The sequence below is a fragment of the Bacillus sp. FSL R7-0646 genome (genome assembly GCF_037969865.1).
Taxonomy (GTDB): Bacteria; Bacillota; Bacilli; order Bacillales; family Bacillaceae; genus Bacillus; species Bacillus licheniformis.
Map to the genome: position 1 here is coordinate 1,148,609 of NZ_CP150217.1, position 24,139 is coordinate 1,172,747.

General features: G+C 48.1%; 22 protein-coding genes. 9 read left to right on the plus strand and 13 right to left on the minus strand.

Annotation, left to right across the window (positions count from 1 at the left end; all coding sequences use genetic code 11):
- Window positions 1-28 precede the first annotated feature (28 nt).
- The 5 genes from MKY62_RS05745 to MKY62_RS05765 all read right to left on the minus strand — a co-directional run bounded on the left by MKY62_RS05745 (window position 29) and on the right by MKY62_RS05765 (window position 4,685).
- Window positions 29-565 (minus strand): MFS transporter, encoded by a 537-nt coding sequence (locus MKY62_RS05745; protein WP_016886423.1) that lies wholly within the window; start codon window positions 563-565, stop codon window positions 29-31.
- A gap of 235 nt (window positions 566-800) precedes the next feature.
- Window positions 801-2,042, minus strand: coding sequence for a cell wall-binding repeat-containing protein (locus MKY62_RS05750; RefSeq protein WP_016886422.1), 1,242 nt, complete (start codon window positions 2,040-2,042; stop codon window positions 801-803).
- 83 nt (window positions 2,043-2,125) lie between these two features.
- Window positions 2,126-3,493, minus strand: a complete 1,368-nt coding sequence (locus MKY62_RS05755; RefSeq protein ID WP_003180417.1) for a HAMP domain-containing sensor histidine kinase — start codon at window positions 3,491-3,493, stop codon at window positions 2,126-2,128.
- Window positions 3,490-4,164, minus strand: a complete 675-nt coding sequence (locus MKY62_RS05760) for a response regulator transcription factor (protein ID WP_016886420.1) — start codon at window positions 4,162-4,164, stop codon at window positions 3,490-3,492. Before MKY62_RS05760 ends, MKY62_RS05755 begins: the two co-directional genes overlap by 4 nt.
- An 80-nt stretch (window positions 4,165-4,244) precedes the next feature.
- A complete protein-coding gene (locus MKY62_RS05765) occupies window positions 4,245-4,685 on the minus strand; it encodes a ferritin-like domain-containing protein (RefSeq protein WP_003180422.1) in 441 nt (146 codons plus the stop codon).
- Window positions 4,686-4,887: 202 nt separating this feature from the next.
- On the opposite strand from MKY62_RS05765, the gene modA reads away from it, so the two are divergent.
- The 6 genes from modA to sbcC all read left to right on the plus strand — a co-directional run bounded on the left by modA (window position 4,888) and on the right by sbcC (window position 18,272).
- The gene (modA, locus tag MKY62_RS05770; protein ID WP_339613980.1) at window positions 4,888-5,682 is read left to right on the plus strand and encodes a molybdate ABC transporter substrate-binding protein; all 795 of its coding nucleotides are present in this window, start codon (window positions 4,888-4,890) and stop codon (window positions 5,680-5,682) included.
- Between the two features lie 8 nt (window positions 5,683-5,690).
- The gene (modB, locus tag MKY62_RS05775) at window positions 5,691-6,347 is read left to right on the plus strand and encodes a molybdate ABC transporter permease subunit (RefSeq protein WP_003180426.1); all 657 of its coding nucleotides are present in this window, start codon (window positions 5,691-5,693) and stop codon (window positions 6,345-6,347) included.
- A 109-nt stretch (window positions 6,348-6,456) separates the two neighbouring features.
- Window positions 6,457-9,957, plus strand: a complete 3,501-nt coding sequence (gene addB / locus MKY62_RS05780; RefSeq protein WP_003180427.1) for a helicase-exonuclease AddAB subunit AddB — start codon at window positions 6,457-6,459, stop codon at window positions 9,955-9,957.
- A complete protein-coding gene (gene addA / locus MKY62_RS05785) occupies window positions 9,944-13,636 on the plus strand; it encodes a helicase-exonuclease AddAB subunit AddA (protein ID WP_003180429.1) in 3,693 nt (1,230 codons plus the stop codon). The genes addB and addA overlap by 14 nt, the downstream gene beginning before the upstream one ends.
- 65 nt (window positions 13,637-13,701) lie before the next feature.
- Window positions 13,702-14,883 carry an exonuclease subunit SbcD gene (gene sbcD / locus MKY62_RS05790; RefSeq protein ID WP_003180431.1) on the plus strand — a complete coding sequence of 394 codons (1,182 nt, stop codon included), beginning with the start codon at window positions 13,702-13,704 and terminating at the stop codon, window positions 14,881-14,883.
- Window positions 14,880-18,272, plus strand: a complete 3,393-nt coding sequence (gene sbcC / locus MKY62_RS05795) for an exonuclease subunit SbcC (protein WP_003180433.1) — start codon at window positions 14,880-14,882, stop codon at window positions 18,270-18,272. The genes sbcD and sbcC overlap by 4 nt, the downstream gene beginning before the upstream one ends.
- 44 nt (window positions 18,273-18,316) lie before the next feature.
- Here sbcC and MKY62_RS05800 read toward each other — a convergent pair whose 3' ends face one another.
- The 6 genes from MKY62_RS05800 to MKY62_RS05825 are packed head-to-tail and all read right to left on the minus strand — an operon-like array spanning window position 18,317 to window position 20,251.
- Window positions 18,317-18,535, minus strand: a complete 219-nt coding sequence (locus tag MKY62_RS05800) for a spore germination protein (protein WP_016885923.1) — start codon at window positions 18,533-18,535, stop codon at window positions 18,317-18,319.
- Window positions 18,536-18,590: 55 nt separating this feature from the next.
- Complete coding sequence (locus MKY62_RS05805) at window positions 18,591-18,974, minus strand: spore germination protein GerPE (RefSeq protein ID WP_003180437.1); 384 nt, start codon at window positions 18,972-18,974, stop codon at window positions 18,591-18,593.
- On the minus strand, window positions 18,971-19,153 hold the full coding sequence (locus MKY62_RS05810; protein ID WP_003180439.1) for a hypothetical protein: 183 nt from the start codon (window positions 19,151-19,153) through the stop codon (window positions 18,971-18,973). The genes MKY62_RS05805 and MKY62_RS05810 overlap by 4 nt, the downstream gene beginning before the upstream one ends.
- Window positions 19,150-19,755 (minus strand): spore germination protein GerPC, encoded by a 606-nt coding sequence (locus tag MKY62_RS05815; protein ID WP_003180441.1) that lies wholly within the window; start codon window positions 19,753-19,755, stop codon window positions 19,150-19,152. Before MKY62_RS05815 ends, MKY62_RS05810 begins: the two co-directional genes overlap by 4 nt.
- A 20-nt stretch (window positions 19,756-19,775) precedes the next feature.
- Entirely contained in the window at window positions 19,776-20,018 is a 243-nt protein-coding gene (locus tag MKY62_RS05820; protein WP_003180443.1) for a spore germination protein GerPB, read from the minus strand.
- 11 nt (window positions 20,019-20,029) lie between these two features.
- Window positions 20,030-20,251, minus strand: a complete 222-nt coding sequence (locus MKY62_RS05825; protein WP_003180445.1) for a spore germination protein — start codon at window positions 20,249-20,251, stop codon at window positions 20,030-20,032.
- A gap of 181 nt (window positions 20,252-20,432) precedes the next feature.
- Here MKY62_RS05825 and MKY62_RS05830 point away from each other — a divergent pair, with 181 nt between their 5' ends.
- Window positions 20,433-20,726: a DUF3784 domain-containing protein gene (locus MKY62_RS05830; protein ID WP_003180447.1), complete on the plus strand. Its 294-nt coding sequence runs from the start codon at window positions 20,433-20,435 to the stop codon at window positions 20,724-20,726.
- Window positions 20,727-20,807: 81 nt separating this feature from the next.
- On the opposite strand, the gene MKY62_RS05835 is transcribed toward MKY62_RS05830, so the two are convergent.
- Together MKY62_RS05835 and MKY62_RS05840 are read right to left on the minus strand one after the other, a co-directional pair.
- Entirely contained in the window at window positions 20,808-20,987 is a 180-nt protein-coding gene (locus MKY62_RS05835; protein ID WP_011197747.1) for an aspartyl-phosphate phosphatase Spo0E family protein, read from the minus strand.
- A gap of 166 nt (window positions 20,988-21,153) precedes the next feature.
- A complete protein-coding gene (locus tag MKY62_RS05840) occupies window positions 21,154-22,227 on the minus strand; it encodes a CotH kinase family protein (RefSeq protein WP_035334042.1) in 1,074 nt (357 codons plus the stop codon).
- Window positions 22,228-22,392: 165 nt separating this feature from the next.
- On the opposite strand from MKY62_RS05840, the gene MKY62_RS05845 reads away from it, so the two are divergent.
- Window positions 22,393-22,863 (plus strand): hypothetical protein, encoded by a 471-nt coding sequence (locus MKY62_RS05845; protein WP_003180451.1) that lies wholly within the window; start codon window positions 22,393-22,395, stop codon window positions 22,861-22,863.
- A 152-nt stretch (window positions 22,864-23,015) separates the two neighbouring features.
- Window positions 23,016-23,921, plus strand: a complete 906-nt coding sequence (locus tag MKY62_RS05850) for a fumarylacetoacetate hydrolase family protein (protein WP_003180452.1) — start codon at window positions 23,016-23,018, stop codon at window positions 23,919-23,921.
- The last annotated feature ends 218 nt before the right edge of the window (window positions 23,922-24,139 follow it).

Below are 24,139 nucleotides of genomic sequence, written 5' to 3' on the forward strand. Positions count from 1 at the left end.
TTGTTCTAGTACCAGGTACTATAAAGAATTAGTTTTTTCTTAGCCGGGAAGATAATGTTAATACTGTTCGGTATTGTGCAATTCCGCCGGCAGCCACGATTCCTGCAATAGCAAGAAATAGCGCTGCCCCGCCGAACTTGATGAACATCATCCCGCCTAAAAAAGGACCGATTGTCCGGGAAATATCCCAATGCAGGCCGAAAAATGCAAAATATCTGCCCCGCATATGATCGGGAGCAAGGCGCGAGACAAAGGTTTGCATGTGATTCAGCAGCATGCTTTCTGCCGCCGTAAATAAAACGGCAGTCGAGAGCAGCCAAAAGATCGATGAAGAAAAAGCGAAACCAATAGCGTAGCATACGTATGATATGGAAACGATCGTTTTGATGTTCAGTCCTTCCGTCCATTTGACGAGCGGAATTTGCATCGTAATGCTAAGAAGGGCGCGGCACACTGTATAAACAGTCAAGGTGAATAGGAAATCGTCAAAAAGAGTTTCGAGATAAAGGCGGTAGTTGGACTCCAGCTGAGCATAGAACAGGCTGACGGGAACCGACAAGAACATCAAGGGCAGAACAGGACGGTGTTGAAGTAATACCTTTTTTGCGGAAAGAAGATTTTCCCTCTCGAAAAGCTCCTATTGCTTTTTTGACTGCCAGTTCCGCTCTATCAAAACAATATACGCGTCAAAGCGGGGGTAGCTATTCAAGGCATTGTGCTGAATGAAGAAGGGTGGATTCTTTTTACGGCGTCTGGTACAAAAAAGAGGCTCTACTTTAAGAGCCCCTCCATTGTGTCTCTTAATGACCGGAATGTCCTCCATCCGCAGACTTAATTTCCAATATGCCATCAAGAACGCCTTGCGTTCGAAATGAAATCTCATTTTCTGATCCGAGAATGAATGCATGGTTATAAGGGCCGTCCTGCGGTCTGTCCCGAAAAGAAGGCTCGATCTCGGATAAATAGCTGTACATCGTACTGTCTGCCTGTCCATTTTTGAGTAAAAGCAGAGGAGCGTGTTTTCCCAAATGGGAAAATGGCGCTCCGGCAAGCGCCAGCTCGGGCGCGGCCGTTGATGCGAAGGACAGTCCGCGTCCCGGATCTGTGATTCCCCACCCAAAACCGGTGTTTTTATCGCTGAATTTCGCAAACGCAATCGAATTTGCGACAGGCGTATCTCCGGAAATTCTTTTGACTGTTCCATATTCCTTTAATGCATCCTCCGTTTTTTCTGAAACGGCTTTTTTAGGGCCGAGAATATAGATGTTTGCTTTGCCGTCCCTTTTCTTTAATGCTGCGGCCGTCTCTTCGGGAATGCCTTTTTTGTTCACGTACAGGATCGGCTCAGGCATGTGGGCGATCCAGTTTACAGCCGGGAGCGAATAAAGTTCTGCATCATCCTCGGATGATCCGATGATGACGCTTTTCGGATATTCACCGGCTGCCTCCGCGTATTCTTTGTCAATCTCTTTTGCCAGATCAGCCGCGTTCTTCCCTTTGAGCTCTTTTATTTTAAAAGTGTTCAAAGCTTGAAGCGCTTTTGAATCAAATTCTCCGACAGCCATGATTTGCGTTCCGTCTGAAGTGCCCGTCGGGTTCAAGCGCTTGATTTCATTCTGAATCTGCCCGGAGATTTTCCCTTTTTCCGCGATTAAAACAGGTCCGTTATTCGGGTGATGGATCAGATCAGCTGATGCAAGAGCTGCCTGCCATGATCCGCCCGAAACTAAAATCACTGCGCCCGGCCTGTTTTGTTTATGAGTGGCCGGCCATATCGTTTGAGAGGTTTTGATGCTCATTTCTTCCGGTGTATTCGCGTCAAGTCTTGTCGTGTTCTTTGTGTTTTTCACCAGAAGCCCTTCTTCCGCCCGCTTATTGAAATCATTCGGAAGAGAAACGGCGTCTTTTTCTTTCATCTCCGAATGATTCTTTGTATGATGCTCCTTATGTCCGTCCGTCTTTCCCGAGCCGGAATTTTGGCATGCTGCGAGCGGAAGCGCGAAAACAAGCATGACAAAAAGTAAACCGGATTTCAATTTCATGGTGTTTTCCTCCTTTTTGGTCCAGATTACTGAGTAGTATACCCGGGAAATGTGCAAAACTGGTGCAGACATCTCGACATTTGTTACATATTAGAAGGCAGCGTGATGATAAATTCGCTTCCTTTCGGGGTTCTGTTTTTTATTGCAATCTGACCGCCGTGAAGCTCGACGATTTCTTTCGCGATGGCCAGGCCCAGCCCGGTACCGCCGGTTTGTCTCGATCTCGACTTATCGACCCGGTAAAAGCGCTCAAAAATATAATCCCGTTCTTCTTCCGGAATGCCGCAGCCTTCGTCCGCTATCGTAATCTTGACCTGATCCTCTGCTTTTGTTGCGGTGACGGATGCTATTGAATCAGGATCGGAGTATTGGCGGGCGTTGTTCAGCAAATTTGAGATCACTTGTGAAAAACGGACTTCATCGACTGAGACATAAAGATCCGCCGGGATGTCGAACGAAAGGCTGATTCGTTTTTCCGAAAAAGCGACTGCCGCTTTCTGAACTTCTTTTTTTATGAATGTGTGCAGGTGAACCTTTTTCTTACTGATTTGAAATCCGGGCTGTTTCAGTTTTGTCAGCAAAAATAAATCGTCAACAAGGGTGTTTAAATTGTCCGCTTCCTCTTTGATGATCGACAAGTACTGATTTCTGGCTTGTGGATCGAGTTTATCTCTCATCGCGACATCTGTGTAGCCTTTTATATATGTGATCGGAGTCCGCAGCTCATGAGCGACGCTTGACAGAAAATCGTTTCGTTCTTTTTGAAGCCTGCTGAGATTTGAAGAAAGGCTTTCGATTGATGCGGCGAGCTCGCCGAGTTCATCGTTCCGTTTGATATCAAGCGGAATCGAAGCTTGACCGTTTTTGATACTTTCGGTTGCTTCCTTCAGTTTAATAATCGGCTTCGCTAATACACGGCTGAACCAAAGAATAGCTGCGGCAGTTAAGACGCCGGTTAAGCCAAAGCTGAGGAAAAACCGCTTCGTAATGCTTGCCACCAAGGCTTTTATCGAGGAGGTCTCCAAATACATGAAGACGTAGCCGGCCGTTTCCCGTCCGTTCATGATCGGACTGATCGTACAAATATACTTTGATGTATTCCAATGGGACGATAAAGCGGTCCCTTTCCTCGGGATGTGTTTTTCTTCGAAATGAAGGTGTTCCGTCATGTCTCCCCGGGCAGACTGCGCCAATACGCGTCTATTTTGGTCCGTTATGATTACGTTTGTCCGGGCTTCGGTTTCCATCAGGGTGACGTGGTCTATCGTCCTTTTGTCAAAATGTTTTTCGAGGACGTCTCTGTGGCTGTTGCCCCTTAGTTGGAGCGCGCGGATTTCTTCGTTTATTCTTGTGTTGATAATCGTTGTATACAGCGCCGCAAAAAGGATGGTTTCGATGAAAAGGATTAAAATGAAAAATGAACCTGCGAGCTTAAATGAAATCTTTTTCATGCTCCGGTTCCTTTGCTTGTCCATTTGTAGCCGACGCCGTAGACGGTCCGGAGATGATCTTCAACCGGAAAGCCAGCTTTTTTCAATCGGTTTCGCAAATTTCTCATGTGTGAATCGATGGTGCGGGGCTCGATATCAGAGTTGAACCCCCAGATGTTCTCAATCAATTGGTCTCTCGAAAGCGCTTGATCCGTGTGGTTTAAGAGCGTCCCGAGCAGATCGAATTCACTTGGCGTAATGCCGATTTCCCGTTGATTGACATGCAGGGTATGATGCTGTTTATTCCAGATTAAACCGCGGAACCTGATTTCATGAAATCGGCGGGTTCTGCGCAGGACGGCTTCTATTTTGGCAAGCAGCACTTTTTCGCTGAACGGTTTTGTTAAATAATCGTCTGCTCCGCAATTCAATCCGCGCACAATGTCATCCTGCCCGTTTTTGGCGGTGAGCATGATAATCGGAACGTTTGTCAATCTGCGGATCTCTTGGCACACCATCCATCCGTCCATCTCAGGCATCATAATATCGAGAATAACAAGATCAAAATTGTTCATTTTTATTAAATCCAGGGCTTCTTTTCCGGTGGCGGCTTTTGTGCACGAATAATGTTCTAAATAAAGCTCCAGCAGATCGAGCATCCGGATTTCATCATCGACAAGCAGCACGTTCAATGTTTTAGCACCTCTTTAGTCAAAATAAAAGTCCGCTATTTTAAAAATATACCCTATAAGGGTATATTGATCAAGGCGGATCATCTCTTTGTTAAGAAGTATAAAAACCAGACTGCATGGTTTTGTTCGTCAGCTGCCGCCCGCTTGAACGCCTCCCGTATCGCCCGGTCTTTCACATAGTCTGCGATGTCCAAATAAAAATCAAACGTTTCCTGTTCGTCTTTAAATGCGAACTCCAGCGCGTTTCGATACTGTTCCGGACAAGGCTCAGTTATGGAAATGTCAGGCTTTCGGCCGGTAAGAGACGTATAAAATGTTAGGAACGCATTAAAGTGGCGAATTTCATCTTGTCTGATTTCTAAAATCCGCTTTTTTGTTTCGGAATCCGGCGCCTTTTGGGCGATTTTTTGATAGCAGACGACCGCGCTGTGCTCTCCGTTTACCGCTTTTTCAAGATCCTTGATCAGCCTGTCGTTTTGCCTGGCGGGATAGGCGGGAAGATACGGCTGAACATACCACATCTTTTTCACCTCAACACTTTATATTTGACGTCCTGTCATTATATGTATGTGCTTGCATGCATGTGCCTATGGAAGGTTGAGCCTCGAACATGTGTCAAAATGATGTGCGGTGAGCACAATCTATTTTAAAAAAATGAAGTTTGACGTAAAATGGTTGTTAGTGCCGAATTAATGACATACATATCAAAATGGAGTGAGACTATTGAAAAAGGTAATATTGACGGCCGTGGCTTTATTGGTGTCGGTTGTTTTGTTCGCCGGCTGCCAGGCGGAAAAAGGGGGATCAGCCAAGGGGAAGTCTGAAAAAGTTCAAATTACGGTTTCCGCGGCTGCGAGTCTCAAAGATGTATTAGCGGAACTTTCCTCCGTATATGAGAAAGATCATCCGAATGTCTCCATAAAGTTTAATTTTGGTTCATCGGGTGCATTGCAGCAGCAGATCGAACAGGGCGCTCCGGCCGACTTGTTTTTTTCTGCCGCCGAGGACAAATTTAATAGAGTAGTTAATCAGGGGTTAATTGACAAAAAAGACACTGTCAAGCTGGTCGAAAACAGTCTGGTGCTGATCGTTCCGAAAGGGAAAAATCAGCATGTCAACAGCTTCAAAGATTTGGCGGAGGGCAAAATCGAAAAACTTGCGGTCGGCAAACCCGAATCAGTGCCAGCCGGAAAATACGCAAAAGAAACGTTGACGAACCTTGACGTATGGTCTAAAGTGCAATCTAAAATCGTCTACTGCAAAGATGTAAGGCAGATCCTTTCTTATATCGAAACAGGCAACGCGGATGCCGGAATCGTTTACCGGACGGACGCCCTTTCATCAGATCAGGTCGAGACTGTCGAGACGGCGAAAAGCGATCTGCATACACCGATTGTCTACCCGCTCGGAATTGTAAAAAATACAAAGCACAGGGAACAGTCTGAGGAATTTTATCAATTCCTGCAAAGCGACCAAGCCGTTAAGGCAATGGAAAAGTACGGATTTAAGAAGGGCTGACCGCCGTTATGCTTGAGGAATTCTTTTCCCCGATTGAAATTTCAATTCAAGTATCAGTCGCAGCGGGCATCATCGCAGTTTTGCTTGGAACTGCTGCAGCGAGGCTCCTGGCGAACAGAAACTTTAAAGGCAAGTCTGTTATCGAGACGGTAATGATGCTGCCGCTCGTTCTGCCGCCGACCGTTGTCGGATTCTTTTTAATCGTGATCTTCGGAAGGCAGAGCGTGATCGGACGCTTGATAGAAAACGTATTTCAAGCACCGGTTATTTTTACCTGGTGGGCAGCCGTGATCGCCGCTGCGGTTGTCGCGTTCCCGTTAATGTATCAGTCAGCAAAATCAGGATTTTCGGCTGTCGACCGCGATATCGAGGATGCCGCGAGGGTTGATGGAGCAAGCGAGTGGAGGGTGTTCCTCTTTGTCACCGTTCCCCTCGCATCAAATGGAATCATGACGGGGATTGTGCTCAGCTTTGCGAGGGCGCTTGGCGAGTTTGGCGCAACGCTGATGTTTGCGGGTATCATCCCGGGGGTGACGCAGACGGTGCCTACGGCGATATACTTGGCGATCGATTCGGGAAATATGACGCTGGCATGGATGTGGGTCGCCTCTATCGCGATCATCTCGTTTTTGATGCTGTTTTTTGTGCAGTTCAAGCAAAAATAGCCGTATGGGGTGCAAGTGCTCATACGGTTTTTTCCCAGTTTTGGAGAATGGTTATTTTGCAGATGTTTCGATAGAATAAAGAGTAAGAAACAGAAAGGAGACGAGCTTAGTGGGAGCAGTATTTTTATCAGGCAGATCCGGGAGTGGGAAAACGACCTTTATCCTGAATGAAATCAGAGAAAAACTTCGCGATGAACCGCTCGGAAAACCGATCATTTTTCTAGTCCCGGATCAAATGACGTTTTTAATGGAATACGAGCTTAGCAAAACACCCGATTTGGGCGGAACTATCCGCGCCCAAGTGTACAGTTTTTCAAGGCTTGCCTGGCGAGTGCTCCAGCATACCGGAGGCATGAATCGGCCGTTTTTGACGGGGACGGGCATTCAGATGCTGCTGCGGAGACTGATTGAAGAGCATAAGGGCGAGTTTAAAGTCTATCAAAACGCAAGCGATAAAAGCGGATTTACGGAGCAGGTGGAACGGATGCTGACCGAATTTAAACGGCATTGTCTGCAGCCTGAAAGCATCCGGGACATGATAGAGGGGACGGGCAAATCGGAATACGAAGATGAACGGATCCTTTCCGATAAATTGCACGACTTATATATTTTATACAGCAAGCTTGAGGAAAATCTGGAGAATCAATATGTTCAATCTGAGGATTATTTGACGCTTTTGGCCGAGCAGATTCCGTATGCGGATGAGATTAGAAACGCTGCCGTTTACGTGGACGGATTTCACCAATTTACGCCACAGGAGATGAACGTGCTGGAACAGCTGATGGTACATGCCGAAGAGATCACGTTTTCGCTGACGGCGGATAAGCCGTTTACGGCAAACAGCCCGAATGATCTCCATCTGTTCAGGATGACCGGGAAGGCGTACTATGACCTTTACCAAAAGGCGAAGGAACTCGGCCTTGATCCGTCTGAAGTGCGGCTGGAAGAAACGAAACGGCACCGGCATCATCCGGAGCTTCAGCATCTTGAACGCTATTTTGATGAACGTCCTGCAAAACCGTATCCCGGACAGACGGAATCGCTCCGCATCATGCAGGCGTCGAACAGAAGAACCGAGATTGAAGGAATTGCGCGCGAGATTCATTCTTTAATCCGCCAGGGCCGGTTCCGGCTTAGGGATATTGCTGTCATCGCCCGCAATGTTGAAGATTATAAAGATACGATAAAAGAAGTTTTTAAAGACTGCGAACTTCCTTTTTTCATAGACGGCAAGGAATCGATGCAAAATCATCCGCTCATTGAGCTGATCCGTTCGACGCTTGATATCATTAAAGGAAACTGGCGGTATGAAGCGGTGTTCCGCTGTGTCAAAACGGAACTTTTATTCCCGGAAGGACAGCCGAAGGAACGGCTGCGCGAACAGATTGACCAGCTTGAAAACTACTGTATTGCGTATGGCATTAAAGGAGACAGATGGACAAGCAAAGATCCGTTTGTTTACAGAAGGTACGCTTCACTGGATGAGGATTTTGCCAAGACAGACAAAGAGATTGAAACGGAAAATATGCTCAATGAACTAAAGGGCTGGATCGTTCCACCGATCCACAGGCTGCAGAAGCGCTTGAAAAAAGCTGAAACCGTCAGGGAAATGGCCGAAGCCGTTTACCTTTATCTTGAAGAAGCCGATGTTCCGATGAAGCTTGAACAGGAAAGGCGGCTGGCCGAAGAAAGCGGTAGGATTGCAGAGTCGCGCCAGCATGAGCAAGTATGGGATGCCGTTATTCAACTGTTGGACGAGTTTGTTGAAATGATGGGCACAGAGCGGATATCGTTTGCTTTATTTCAGCAAATGATTGAAACCGGCTTGGAGTCTTTGAAATTCGCGCTGATTCCGCCCGCTCTTGATCAAGTGTTTATCGGCAATATGGACCTTTCAAGGATGTACGGCACGAAATGCACATTTCTCATCGGTGTAAACGACGGTATACTTCCGGCGAGGCCTGCGGACGACGGCGTGCTTTCAGACGATGACCGGGAGTGGCTGAAACGAAACGGCGCACAGCTGGCTGCGACGGGTCGAGAGCAGCTCTTGGATGAGAATTTTCTGATCTACATGACGCTTTCCAGCCCGTCTGAAAAGCTCTATGTCTCCTATCCGATCGCAGATTCGGAAGGGAAGACGCTGCTTCCTTCAACAGTAGTGAAACGGCTGAATGAGCTGTTCCCGGACGGCGAAGAGAAGATGCTGATTCATGAACCCGAGCAGCTGGACGACGAAGCCCAGCTTGAATTTCTCGTGAATAAAGGCGCCGCCTTGAGCCATTTGGCAGGGCAGCTCGGCATTTGGACGAGGCAGTATGCGATCAGCGATGTATGGTGGAGTACATACAACTTTTTAATGAATGAGCCTGACCGCATCTTTTCTCAAAATATCCTGTCCAGCCTGTTTTTCAGAAACAAGGTCGAAAACTTGAACCGGCATGTGAGCCGCGATTTATATGGGGAGCACATTCAGGGAAGCGTGTCGCGGATGGAGACGTTCAAAGCCTGTCCGTTTTCCCATTTTGCTTCGCACGGTTTAAAGCTGAAGGAACGTCAATTTTTCAAGCTTGAAGCTCCGGATATCGGTCAGCTGTTCCACTCGGCGCTGAAGCTGATTTCAGATCGGCTTCACGAGCTTAAACTGGATTGGCGCGACTTAACGAAAGCCCAATGCGAGACTTTGTCAAGCGATGCAGTTGAACGGCTCGCGCCAAAGCTGCAAAAAGAGATTTTGCTCAGTTCGAACCGTCATCATTACGTGAAGCAGAAGCTGCAAAAAATCATTGCCAGGGTATCGGGCATTTTAAGCGAGCATGCAAAAGCAAGCGGGTTTGCCCCCGTCGGCATCGAGCTCGGATTCGGGGGGAAAGGTCCGCTTCCTCCAATGCGTTTTACCTTGAAGAACGGCTGCACAATGGAGCTTGTCGGCCGGATCGACAGAGTGGATAAAGCGGAGAGCTCAAAAGGGCTGCTGCTTAGGATTGTCGACTATAAATCAAGCGATAAAGGCCTCGATTTGGCCGAGGTGTATTACGGCCTCGCCCTGCAAATGCTGACATATCTCGATTTGTCGATCACACATTCAACCGATTGGCTCGGCATGAAGGCATCCCCTGCAGGCGTGCTTTATTTTCATGTGCACGATCCGATGATCCAGGCTTCGGTGCCGCTCGGCCTTGATGAAATAGAAAAAGAGATTTTCAAAAAGTTCAAGATGAAAGGGCTGCTCTTGGGAGACCAGGAAGCGGTCAAGCTGATGGATACCACGCTGGAACAAGGCAGGTCGAACATGATCAGCGCAGGCTTGAAAAAAGACGGCTCGCTCCGTTCGGATTCTGACGTTATTGCAGAAGAGGATTTTCATGTATTAAGGCGCCATATCCGCCGGACATTTCAGAAGGCCGGCGAGGAGATCACAGACGGTAAAGTGTCGATCGAGCCTTACAAGCTAAAAGACCGGACACCGTGCACATATTGTTCGTACCGGTCATTCTGCCAGTTTGACGAATCGCTTGAGGAAAACGAATACCGGATATTAAAACCCGAAAAAGACAACGTGATTTTGGAGCGGCTGAAAAAGGAGGATGAGACAGATGGAGATTTCTAAACCGAAGGGCAGCAATTGGACTGATGACCAATGGAAGGCGATTGTCTCATCCGGCCGGGACATTTTAGTTGCGGCAGCGGCCGGCTCCGGAAAAACGGCCGTGCTGGTTGAGCGGATCATTCGGAAAATAACGGATCAGGAACATCCCGTAGATGTCGACAGGCTGCTTGTCGTCACCTTTACAAATGCATCTGCGGCTGAAATGAAGCACAGGATCGGCGAAGCGCTCGAAAAAGAGCTTGCCGAAAATCCGGGATCGCTTCATTTGCGCCGACAGCTTGCTTTATTAAACAAAGCGAGCATATCAACATTGCATTCATTCTGTCTTCAAGTCATCCGCAAATATTACTATTTGATCGATGTCGATCCGGCTTTCCGGATCGCCGATCAGACGGAAGGCGAGCTGCTCGGCGATGAGGTGCTGGATGAACTGTTTGAAGAAGAATACAAAAAAGGCAATCCTGCCTTTTTTGAACTTGTAGACAGATATACGACAGACCGTCATGACCTCGACCTGCAGCATCTTGTCAAGCGGGTCTACGAATTTTCCCGTTCGCATCCCGATCCGGAGGGCTGGCTTCACTCATTGGCTGAACTGTATGACGCGGCTTCGGATACGAAGGTTGAGGCTCTGCCGTTTTATTCTTACATTAAAGAAGACATCGCACTCGTTCTGGAAGGTATGCGGCAAAAGCTGACGCGCGCGCTTGATTTGACGAAGCAGCCCGGGGGGCCTGCTCCGCGCGCCGAAAATTTTCTCGATGATTTAGCGCAGATCGACAGGCTGATTCAGCAGCAGGATGATTTTTCGGCCCTGCATGAGCTTGTACCGACCGTTTCGTTTCAACGATTGAAGCCATGCAAAGGTGATGAGTACGATCCCAGATTGGTTGATGAGGCGGCAGACCTCCGCAACAGTGCGAAAAAGCAGCTTGAAAAGCTGAAAAGCGATTATTTTTCGCGAACTCCGGAGCAGCACCTTGAGAGCCTGAGGGAAATGAAGCCTGTCATTCAGACGCTTGTCCAGCTCGTGCTGGAGTATGGCAGGCGGTTTGCGGAAGCGAAAAAGGAAAAGGCGATCGTCGATTTTTCAGACCTTGAACACGACTGCCTTGCGATTTTATCCGTGAAAAATCCGGCGGGCGAGGCCGTGCCGAGCGAAGCGGCGAAGTTTTACCGCCATCAGTTCCACGAAGTGCTTGTTGATGAATACCAGGATACGAACCTGGTCCAGGAAGCGATTTTAAAGCTCGTCGCCAAAGAGGAGCATGAGGGGAACCTGTTTATGGTGGGCGATGTCAAGCAGTCGATTTACCGGTTCCGCCTGGCTGAGCCGCTTTTGTTCCTCTCGAAATATAAACGCTTTACAGACGATGGCTCGGGTTCCGGCCAGAAAATCGATTTAAATAAAAACTTCAGAAGCCGTTCAGATATTTTGGACAGCACGAACTTTTTATTCAAACAGCTCATGGGAGAAAAAGTCGGGGAAGTCGAGTATGACGAACAAGCCGAATTGAAGCTCGGCGCCTCTTATCCGCCGAACGAAGCGACAAAAACGGAGCTTCTGCTCATCGAAACCCCGAGCGGCGCGCCGGGTGAAGAGGCTGAAGAGCTTGAGGCGGTCCAGCTTGAAGCAAGAGCGATGGCCGGGCAAATCCGCAGGCTGATTACAGAAAAATTTCAAGTATATGATGCCAAAGCGAAAGCGTCGCGAAACATCCAGTACCGTGATATCGTGGTGCTTTTGCGGTCGATGCCTTGGGCGCCTCAAATTATGGACGAGTTTAAACAGCAGGGAATACCCGTATACGCGAACCTCTCAACTGGTTATTTTGAGGCGACAGAAGTATCGGTCACACTGTCTTTATTAAAAATCATCGATAATGCCTATCAGGACATCCCGCTTGCGTCCGTTCTCAGATCGCCTGTTGTGGGTCTTGATGAGAATGAGCTTTCCTTGATCAGAATCAAAGATAAAAAAGCGCCGTTTTACGAAGCCATGAAAGCGTACCTTGCTGCAGCAGACGGCGATGAGAGGCTCAGCGAAAAGCTTCGCCGCTTTGACGGTCTGCTCAAGAAGTGGAGAGCTTATGCGAAAAACCACTCTGTAGCAGAGCTGATCTGGGAAATCTACCGGGATACGAAGTATTTGGATTATGTCGGCGGAATGCCGGGCGGAAAACAGCGGCAGGCCAATTTGCGCGCGCTTTACGACAGGGCGAGATCCTATGAAGCGACATCATTCCGCGGCTTGTTCCGCTTTTTAAGATTTATTGAGCGGATGCAGGAGCGGGGCGATGACCTCGGAACGGCAAGGGCTCTAAGCGAACAGGAAGACGTTGTTCGGCTGATGACGATCCACTCAAGCAAAGGGCTTGAATTTCCTGTCGTATTTACCGCCGGTCTCGGACGGAATTTTAATATGATGGACTTGAACAAATCTTATCTGCTGGATAAAGAGCTCGGTTTTGGAACGAAGTTTATCCATCCGAAGTGGCGGATCAGCTATCCGACGCTGCCGCTTATCGCGATGAAGAAAAAACTCCGCCGCGAGCTTTTATCAGAGGAGCTGCGCGTCTTGTATGTCGCCCTTACCCGGGCCAAGGAAAAGCTGTACCTGGTCGGGACGGCGAAGGATAAAGAAAAGCTGCTTGCCGACTGGCGGACACAAGCGGCGGGGTCTGAGTGGCTGCTTCCGGATTATGAACGGTTTCAGGCGAAATCTTACCTGGATTTCATCGGACCTGCTTTGATGAGACACAGAGATATGGATGAATCCGGCGCGCCGCTGGTGATTGATGAGATCCGTGAACATCCGGCGCGCTTTCAGGTCAGCTGGCTGTCGGCCGCGGATCTTCAAGCAGAAGATATTGATCAGGCCGGTGAAGAAAGACACGGCCGGCTCTCCCAAATTCAAATGGGGCTTCCGATCGATGGTTCGTTTGAGTATGAGCAACAAGTCAGAGAAAGGCTGACATGGTCATATCCATACAAAGACGCCGCCAAAGTCCGAACAAAACAGTCTGTCTCAGAAATGAAAAGGCAGAAGGAGTATGAGGATGAGTACGGCGACCGCTCGCTGATTCGCCCAACCAAGGATGCTCTCCTGTTTAAACGGCCGTCCTTTATGATGGTTAAAGGCCTGACCGCTTCCGAACGGGGAACGGCGATGCACACCGTCATGCAGCATATTCCGCTGACCCGTGCGCTTGAAATGAATGAGCTCAGCCGCCTCCTAGACAGGCTTGTTGAGAAAGAGCTATTAACAGAAGACCAGCGGGCAGCGATTGAGGAAGACGATATTCTCGCATTCTTTGATACGGAAATCGGACAAAAGCTTCTCGGCGCCCGCCGCGTCGAACGGGAAGTTCCCTTTAACATGACGCTGTCCGCCAAAGAGGTTTATCCTGATCTTGAGTCAGCCGACGAACCTGTATTGATACAGGGAATTATCGATTGTTTATTCGAGACGGAGGACGGTTTTTACCTTCTTGATTACAAAACCGACCGGATACACGGAAAGTACCGAAACGGATTCGAAGGGGCCGAACCGATTTTAAGGAAGCGTTACGAAACACAAATTCAGCTTTATGCACGAGCCGTTGAAACGATGATTAAAATGCCGCTCAAAGGGCGTGCACTGTACTTTTTTGACGGAGGACATGTGCTCTTATTTTAATATGAAACCGGCGTCCCCCTGACGATTTCGGGGGGAGCTTTAATGAAAAGAGAGGTGAGGCACACATGCGAATTTTACATACAGCGGACTGGCATTTAGGAAAAACGCTTGAAGGGAGAAGCCGCCTGAAAGAACAGGCGGACTTTCTTGAAGAGCTCACAAGGATCGTAAAAGATGAAAAGATCGACGCCGTTATCATGGCCGGAGACGCATTTGACACAGTGAATCCGCCTGCACTGGCTGAACAGCTTTTTTATGAAAGCCTCTCCGCCTTGTCTGACAAAGGAAACCGTCCGGTCGTCGTGATTGCCGGCAACCATGATAATCCGGACCGCCTTTCCGCGGCCTCTCCGTTAACGACAGACCATGGCATCCACTTGATCGGGTACCCGAAGACTGAGCCAGTTGAAATAGAAGTCGCTTCTAGTGGGGAGATCCTGTCAGTCGCAGCGCTCGCCTATCCTTCCGAGTCCAGACTGAATGAAGTGCTGTCGGAAACATTTGACGAAAAACTGCTGCGCGACCAGTATGATGAGAAAATCAAGCAGACCTTTCAGCGTATGTGCGGCAAGGCGAGAAAGGATGCGGTGCAGATTGCGGCAAGCCATATTTATGTGGCGGGCGGCAGCCAGACGGATTCTGAGCGGCCGATCGAAGTCGGAGGCGCATATACGGTGGCTGCGGAAAGCCTGCCGGAAAACGCCGCCTATGTGGCGCTCGGGCATCTTCATCGCCCGCAGACGATCAAACGGGCCCGCACGCTTGCCAGATATTCAGGTTCACCGCTTGCCTACAGCTTTTCTGAAGCGGGATACGCAAAATCGGTCTCCATTGTCGAAGCCGCACCCGGTCAAACGGCATCATGGGAAGAGGTCCATTTGACGAGTGGAAAACCGCTCGTTAAATGGAAGGCGGAAAAAGGGATGTCCCAAGTATACAGCTGGCTGGAGGAAGAGCGGGACAAAAACGCGTGGATCGACCTTGAAATCCATCTGACAGACCAGCTGTCGATTGAAGAAATTCACCGTTTGAGAAAAGCGCATCAAGGCATCATCCATATTCGTCCGGTTTTTGAGGAAGCCGCCTCGGATGAAGAGAAGATCCGGTCCAGAAACGTTCCGATTGAAGAACGGTTTATAGCGTTTTATGAAAGACAAACCGGTGGAGCGGTTCCCGATGAGGAAACCGTCAAACTGTTTCTGGAGCTCGCCGCAGGATCGGAACAGGAAGAGGGTGATGAAACATGAAGCCGATTTCTCTGTCTATTAAGGGGCTGCACAGTTTCAGGCAGGAGCAGGTGATCGATTTTGAGCGCCTGTGCGATGCCGGTGTATTCGGTATCTTCGGGCCGACCGGAAGCGGCAAGTCGTCGATTCTTGACGCGATGACTCTCGCTTTGTACGGGAAGGTGGAGCGGGCCGCCAATAATACGCACGGTATTTTGAATCATGCCGAAGATGAGCTTGCCGTATCGTTTACGTTTAAGCTGCAGACAGGCCATGAGACGGCTTATAAAGTGGAACGGGTCTTTAAGCGGACAGATGCCGTCAAGGTCAAAACATCGATCTGCCGCTTCATTGAAATGAAAGAGGAACAAATCGTTCTGGCCGATAAAGCGAATGAAGTAAACCGGAAAATCGAAGAGCTGCTGGGCTTGACGATCGACGATTTTACAAGGGCAGTCGTCCTGCCGCAAGGTAAATTCGCCGAATTTCTTTCCTTAAAAGGAGCGGAGCGGCGGCAGATGCTTCAGCGCCTGTTCAACCTCGAACAATACGGGGACAGGCTCGTCAAAAAACTGAAGAAACAGGCGCAAACAGCGCAGGCCAGAAAAAATGAGATGCTTGCCGAGCAGGCTGGATTGGGCGATGCGGGGGAAGAGGCGCTGAAACAGGCGGAACAGCATCTCGAAGAAGCTGAAAGCCTTTTGCAAAGCAAGAAGCGCGAACGAGACGCAGAAGCGCAGCGCTTTGCGGAGTATCAGGAGATTTGGAACCTGCAGCAGGAAAAAGAAAGCTATCTGAAAAAAGAGGCGGAGCTTTTAAAGAAACAGGAACAGATTCGGGAAAAAGAAAGCCGCCTGCACCTCGCCGAAACGGCAAATACGCTCAAGCCTTATGCAGACGCCTTGCTGGCAGCGCGGGAAGATGCCGAACGCGCACACCGGGAAGAAAAACAAGCGCGGGAACAATTAGAACAATATGAAGAGCTTCATAAAAAAACAGAACGCGAGTACGAGGATTTCAGGCGTCTTAAAAATGAAAAGGAACCGGAGCTTCTCAAGCAAGAAGAACAGCTCACCGCTTTGAAGGAAATTGAAAACAAGCGGCTAGCCGCACAGGCCGAGGCCGAGAAGAAGCAGCGCGAACAGCGTTTGAAAGAAGAGGAAATCAAGCATGCGGCAGACGAGCTGGCCAAGGTGAAAAGTCTGCTTGAACGCGGGACAGCCAAGCAGAATCAGCTGAAAGCGGAGCTGAAATCTGTCCAGGTATCTAGCGAAGAGCGTAAAAACTGCCGAAATGCCAATCAGCTTGCTTTTCACATTCAACAGCTTAACAACGATGCCGCTTTAGAAAAGGAACGGCTTGGTCAGCAGGAGACGCTGATTAAAGAGCTCCAGCAAGAACAGCAAGCGGTGGATCAAAAGGTAAAAGCTGAAACCGAACGCATCGAGGCATTGTTTGCCGCTGTCGAACGAGCGTACGCGCTCGTTTGCGAAACAGACAGATCGCTCTCTGAGACCATCCGTGTGGCATCTCAAAAAAAAGAAGAGATTGCGGCAAAACGGGAACAGGCAAACCGTGATCAGCTGGCAATCGAACTGGCAAAGCAGCTCAAAGACGGAGAGCCTTGTCCGGTCTGCGGATCTGTACATCATGAAATGCCCGCCCGCGTCGGCATAGAAAGCCTGTCCTTTAAAGAGGCGGATTCCGAACTGGAGAAAACGGAAGCCATCATCGCTGAAGCCGGTGCGCTGGCTCAGGAGTTTCTCTCGGCCAAAGTGGCACTCGAACAGCAATCCGACCACCTGGTGAGCGAATGCCCGTTTTTAGTCAAGAGCAAACATGAACTGCCTGAAACCGCTGCATCGATAGAAGAAGGCACCATTCCCGAACGGTACAACCGCATCAGCTTTGAATGGAAAGGAATCAGACAGGATCTCGCAGAGACAAAAAGCAGGATGTCCAAGCTCCTTCACACATATAAAGAGCTCTGCAAGAAACGCGACCAAATCAGCGAGCGACTCAGCCATGAAGAAAAGGAGCGTAACAGGCTTCAAAACCGCGTCGGCGAATTAAATGACCAGTTAAATGAACGCCGAAAAAGCTTCGGCGAACAATTCGACGGCCTCTCTTATGAACAGGCTGAAAAATGGCAAAAAACGATTGAAGAAAAAGATCTGGCCGCAGAGGAATTCGAAAAGCGTATCGAAACGAGCGTCGGCTTTCTCACAAAACATGAACAGCAAAAAGAGAAGCTCACCGAGCGCTTGTTTGCGCTTGATAAAGAAAAGCTCGACCTCCGCTATGCTGTCGAAAGCCTTAATAAAGAAATAAACGATTATCAAAAAGAGCTGATGGGCTATCCCGATACAGCTGCAATCGACAAAAAGCTTCAAGACGTGAAAACGCAATTGGCCAAGCTGCATGAGCAGGAACAGACGCTTTACGGACGGCTCAAAGAGACCGAATCCGAAGTCAGCCGTTTAAGAGGACAGACAAAAGGGTGTGAGCTCGCTTTGCGTGAAGCGGAAGCAAGGCTTGCGAAAGCGGCGGACATCTGGCAGGAAAAATCCGGAGGTACACCGTTTGAAAAGGCCTCTGAAGTGAAAGCGAGCATTTTAGACCGCGATGATCTTGCCCGGCTGAAAGAAGACATTCAAATGCATTGGGATCAGACAAAACAGTGCGAGTCCAATATCAAGCGGATTACGGAAAAGCTTGATGGGAGATCGGTTTCTGAGGAGAGTTGGGAAAAAGCCGCCGTCACGAAGGACAAAGCTGAGGAGGCATTCAGCAAAGCCTTGGAAGAAAGGGGCGCGGCCGGCAAAGCTCTCGCCGTCATCCGCGAGAACCATAAAAGGTTTAAGGAACTTGAAGCATCATTGGCTGAATGGCAGACATACATCGACCGTCTTGATAAACTCCAAGCCGTCTTTAAAGGAAACAGCTTTGTTGAATACTTGGCAGAAGAGCAGCTTGAAAGCGTCACAAGAGACGCATCTGCAAGACTCGGCGAACTGACAAGACAGAGGTATGCGATTGAAGTCGACTCAGAAGGCGGTTTTGTGATGAGGGACGATGCCAACGGCGGAGTCAAGCGCCCTGTTACGAGTCTGTCAGGTGGGGAGACGTTTCTGACTTCACTGGCGCTTGCGCTTGCACTTTCGGCACAGATCCAGCTTCGCGGAGAGTATCCGCTCCAATTCTTCTTTTTGGACGAAGGGTTTGGCACGCTTGATCAGGATTTGCTGGATACGGTCGTGACCGCATTGGAGAAGCTTCAGTCTGACAATCTGTCGGTCGGTGTGATCAGCCACGTTCAGGAACTTCGGGCCAGGCTGCCGAAGAAGCTGATTGTCCATCCGGCTGAACCGAGCGGCAAAGGCACAGCTGTATCGCTTGAAATGATTTAACCTGGTAACCAAAAAGCAGCCTTCTTCTAGTGGAAGAGGCTGCTTTATGCATTTCCGACAACATTCTGGTCGCTTACATCCGGGTCTATATAATTTGTCGCGTTTATACCATTGTTGACGATAAGGAAATCTCCAGTATTACCAGCACCAGAACCGAGTGCAGACTTTGAAGAGCTTTTTGGAGATAGATAAAAAGAATCGCCGAAATTCACTACTCCTCCTGAGATTTCATTGATTTTAATGGGTCCGACAATGGCTGGCATGATTGATCGACATCCTTTATAGAAGTCTCTGAACCAGTATATGTCGGCCGGGCGGTTATTGTGAGTTCCTTGCAGGAGGAAGCTTTCTGATATGTTTGACTCTCGCCTCGGAAATCATGCGGCGCGTCGAACCAACCTGAAAAACTGAAGAAGAAGATACCCCGGCAATTTTTACAGCTCTGACTCGAATGACGGGAACCTCATGGAAAAAAGCTGATGAGACGCCGGTTTCCGGTAATAAATGTGGTATCGGCTGCTGAAAGAGAGGGAAATCTTCCTGATTAAATGAGCCTTCATTTCCGAAAAAAAGTGAAAGGTAGCGCTGAACAGCGAGAATTTTCACTTTAGGAATAATCTCTTCGACATCCCCGATTTGCAGCGTGCTGGTGATCCCTACTGAATGAACTTTCATAAACTTTACTTTTGACGTTCTGATCATCTTGATTCCGGCGCCAGCGGGACAAACGGCCCGACAATGAGAGATTCAGGCGGTGTATCAAAAATTGATGACAGGGAAATGCATTCTGTATCTCCGATTAAAAAAACAGATGAGCTTGAAACTGCGGTAATATTAATATTGCCTACATCGAAACAGCGGTTCACAACGGTAAAATTCATTCGTTTTCATTTCCTTTCATTTCGTCAGGAATCGATTTGAGAAAGTGTTCGATTGCCCGCGCGATATCACGCTTCACATAATCGGCCAGCCGTTCTGCATGCTCGCGGGACTGGATGTTTTCGTCAGGCTGCACATGTTTGACGTAATAGCGGATGCGGCTGTCGATTTGCTTTCTGATGTCTTCGATGATATGGTGGCGGTTTGTATCGTCCAGTTTACTGTCATACCGGTCTTCCAGCTGTTCCAGCAAACGAGGGGTCTCTTCGTTTAAATAGGCATCGACAAGCTGTCTCGTTTGCTGCATCAGCTGGCTGTCAAGCTCCTGCTGAAGCATTCCGATACCCGGCGGCTGTTGGCTGATTTCAAAGTTTTCGACATTATCCGGGTCCGCAGGATTGAGTCCGATATTTAGCGTTCCGTCCAAGCGTTCAATTTTTAGTTGATCAAATTTGTATTCGATCCGGTCGATCCGGGTGCCGGGATTTTCTTTCAGCTGGTTCAACTCCGAATGCAATACGGCAATCTGACTTTCGAGCCTCTGGATTTGCGCAGCCTGCTGCTGCAAATACACATACCAGTTCTGTGGATTGCTTTGTTTCATGAGATTACACCCCCGTATATCTATGGTACTGTAACAGAAGGAGCGTGAAGAGGAACGAGAGTCGGTTGAGTCCCATCTCCAAAAGCGTCGTCAAAGACTTCGCCGGTTACCGGAGGTGCGGGTTCTGTGTAGCTTCCGGTATTGTACAGGTTGGCAAGTGTTTTGATTGAACCGGCGCTTCCAATCTGCAATACGGAAGAGTTGCTGATTCCTTCAACTCTTAAATAATTGATTTGTATTGTTTGATTGATATAAAAGTTCATGCCTTCACTCCCTACAGGTTGCCTGCGACCGGCTGATCGATTACATCGTTGTCATATGTGTTGGTGATGCTGTTCTGGTTGTATACTCTGAGTCCGTCTCCGGTATTGAAGCTGCCGGCACCCGCAAATGTTTTAACTTCTGCATAAGGAGAAATCGTGATGCAGTCTCCGACATGAACAACGCCGCTCGTACCGACGGCATTTACTTTAAAAGCTCCGACAATAGCTGGCATGATGGCACACCCTTTAATTGATCAAACATTTTTTTATGGGCTATACACCATATCCTATGTTGATTAGGCGCTTTTGTGATTAAAAATGAGGTTCTTCCGTGAGTGCAGATCACATACTGGTGAAACTAATAAGATGAGAAAACGTATGAAGAAGGAAAACGTGCGATAAGGGGAGAGACGTATGTATTTTCAATTGAATCCGATATCAATCGCTGCAGCCCTGCTGTTCTTTGCGGCCGCATATGCAGTCGGAATAAAAAAGCAAACCTGGATATTGCGGGGGTTTCGCCGGGAAAGGGTAAGGGATCAGGATAAGCTGGCGAAAATCGCTGGGTATTTCTTTTTGAACAGCGGATTTTTGTTATTTTTAAATGGGGTTGTTTACATCCCGTATCAAGAGTCTTTTACACCTTCAGCCATTCTTGCCTACTGTATTTGCACGATGATTTATGTTCAAAAAACAATGGCCGAATAGCCCAAGCTGCGACCCGAAATCAACGGATGATGAAATGGAGGAGGAAGGAGGCCGGCATCAGGCGCAGCTTGCAGTCGGAGGTCATGACGTGTGGCGGCCTTTTCTTTCTTCCGCATGCACGCAGTTATCATCCTTTTGCATTCTTTGATTCAGCAAGTTGTCCAATTCCTGACTGCATCGAATGGCCTCTTTGGAGTTGATGCCGAACTTTTCGGCAGCTTCAAATAAGGCCAGTCTTTTTGCTTCAATTTTATTGTTCATCATGGCAGTCTCCAACTTTCGATTTGTATTTTGAGTCGGTAATTTCAGGTATTCAGCGCATTGATGTCCTTGATATTGCTAGTATACCTTATTTTGTGTAAAAGGGATTTTTTTCGCCAATATGACAAAAAATGTGACATTTTTTTCGGAGGACAGCGACAGTCTATTATCGGGAAAGCTCGAAAAGCAGGAACCGCTTCCTCTGATCGATGAAATGAAAAATTTGTTTTTGCTCATCTTCGAGCCGGCTGTATGTGACGGTTGTATAAGGATCATGTTCAAGAAAAGGCGCGATTGTCTCGTGCCAGTTTACCGCATACCGCGAAAGCCGGCTGAGTGTAAATTGGCGGTGCAAGACATTTTTCATTAAATTAAAGTATTGGGATTGAAAAGCCGGGATGTCGAGCAGCCTTGCAGACAGCGTATTATAGCCTTTCGCCGGAATCCGGTTGTGCTCCATTTCTTCCCCGTGAATATTCCGTCCCCATGTCGCGTCATAATCCCATGGAATGATTTGAAACGTTTTTGTGCGACCGTTTAAATAAAGCGCGTAATTATGGACAAAGCCGTCGAAATTTTGGGTGTAGACGGCGCCGATGAGCCACAGCAAATATTGTTTGACATCGAGATAGCGTTTGATTTCTTTTTCAAATATGTCGTCTTTGGCGGTATTGATAAAGTAGATAAACTCCTGGAGGTAGTCATCGTGGCGGCTTGAACCCGTTTTTCTTTCGTATCCCTGCATGAGATTTTGCTTAGCCTTTTTATTGAAGGAACTCAGCAGAGAAAAATTAGCATCGTCATCAACGGCATAATAAATGGCCCCCCTTTCTAAATTTCTCCTCTTTAAGAAATGATCGTCAACAGATTCGATTTTTAAATAGATACCTTCTTTTTTTTCATTGATATAAAGGAAAACGTGTGATGCTGCTGGCGCAAGGACGCCGATTTGTTCAAAAAAATGAAAGGAAAGCCTGTTTCTGATGAAAGACGGATCATGATATTCCGCGTTCAAATGAAACGCAGCCTTTTCTTTATTGTCCGGATATTGAATGAAATAGGATTTTTTCGTCAGTTTGCGGGTGTGGGCCCCTCTGTATGACACTGCGACAGGCGTCTTTGCTGAACCGGTCAAGAGCATGCCGGGAACGGCTTCATCACTCCAGACGTCTTTTTTCAACTCAAGCAGATGCTTCGGATGAATGTGCAGCCTAAAGGCCGGCAAGGCAGTGGCACTCATCATCATTTCCTCCTTTTTCAGCTGACATATCATATGTGAAAAAAACCTGTCCCGGAAGCAGACCGCCTAAGTTTGAACAAAAACAGTCATTTGCCTCAGTACACTTGTCTTTACGGCGCGTATGATAAATCAGGACATAAAAAAGGAAGAACAGGAGGTTACAAGATGAGTGGTGTCCATGATCATGACATTAAAAAGGCAGTAGACCAGCTGAAGAGCGAAGGCAGAGACCATTATTTAGACCGGGAACCCGAAGAATACGCCGGCTCGGGAAAAGAGCGGCGTCCGCATAACATTTGGGATCTTTGGTGGGGAATAAAGCCGGACAGAAGCAAAAAACATCATAAAAGCAAGAAGCATGACGACTATGAAAAGCCGGATAAAAGCAAAAAGCCCGACAAAAGCAAGAAACCCGATGACTGCAAAAAGCCTGACAAAAGCAAGAAACCAGACGACTGTAAGAAGCCTGACAAAAGCAAAAAACATCACGACTGCAAAAAACGCGACAAATGCGGCCGCAAACGCCCCGACCATCATCGCTGCAAGAAGACTCACCATCATAAAAGAGGCGGCTATGAAACCATTACAAAATGGTCTGACGGAAATCTGACCGAGGTCATCTACCGGAAAAAATAAGAAAAGCGGCTTGCTGCATGGTGAGCCGCCATTTTCTTTTCCGGGAAGGAACGCCCGGGACTTTAGAAGCGGTTTTCTGAAAGAGGAAAGGAATTTTCGTTTTTTTAGAGAATATGTAGAATAGCTTTAAATCATACTGCGGGGGAATATTTATGAAGTTTGCGACAGCAAAGCTGCACAGCCGTACATTTGTAGGGCTTGTCATGGATGAGAAGATAATGGATTTGCAAAAGGCGGAAAAAAAGCTGTTTGAGCTTGAAACGATACCTGAAACGCTTATCGAATGCGTAAGCGAGGGAGAGAAGTTTGTCCGCCATGTCGAACAGCTAGTGGAATGGTCAAAGAAGAAAAACAGCGAAGAGAGCGGTTCGTATATTTATCCGCTGTCAGACGTCGATTTGCTTGCACCGATTCCCGAACCGCGGAAAAATGTGATCTGCATCGGAAAAAATTATCGGGATCATGCGATTGAAATGGGAAGTGAAGCAGATATTCCCGAACATATCATGGTGTTTACAAAAGCGCCGACTTCGGTCATCGGCCACATGGAAGGGATTGATGCCCACGAAGGCGTGACAGAGGCGCTCGATTATGAAGGCGAGCTCGCGGTTGTCATCGGCAAAACGGGAAAAAACATCCCGAAAGCTGAAGCGCTCGACTATGTGTTCGGCTATACGATCATTAACGATGTGACGGCGCGCGATCTGCAAAAGAGGCACAAGCAGTTTTTTATCGGCAAAAGCCTTGATGCGACCTGCCCGATGGGGCCGTTTCTTGTACATAAATCAATGATTGAAGACCCCGGTGACCTGAAGGTGGAGACGAGAGTGAACGGCGAACTCCGCCAGTCGGGGAGCACAAAGGACATGATTTTTCCGATTGCGGAAATGATCGAAACGCTGTCCAAAGGAATGACGCTTGAAGCGGGGGATATTATCGCAACCGGTACGCCGTCAGGAGTCGGCAAAGGCTTTAATCCGCCGAAGTTCCTCCGAAAAGGCGATCAGGTCGACATTACGATCGAACCGATCGGAACGCTTTCCAATCCAGTTAAATAAAGGATTGTCAAAAGGATGGCTTTAGCATATAATGAAGCTGTCAAATTTTTTAGAAATGAGGGATGTGTGATGAGAATGGATATTGTCTTTTTTGCCCAACAAACGATCATTGCACAGCCCATGTAATATTTCGACTGGTATTCTTCAAATGGATCTGGTGATATTTCCATGGGCTGTGAACCGGCTCATGGAGTGTTTATATGTTGAAAGAGCCGTGT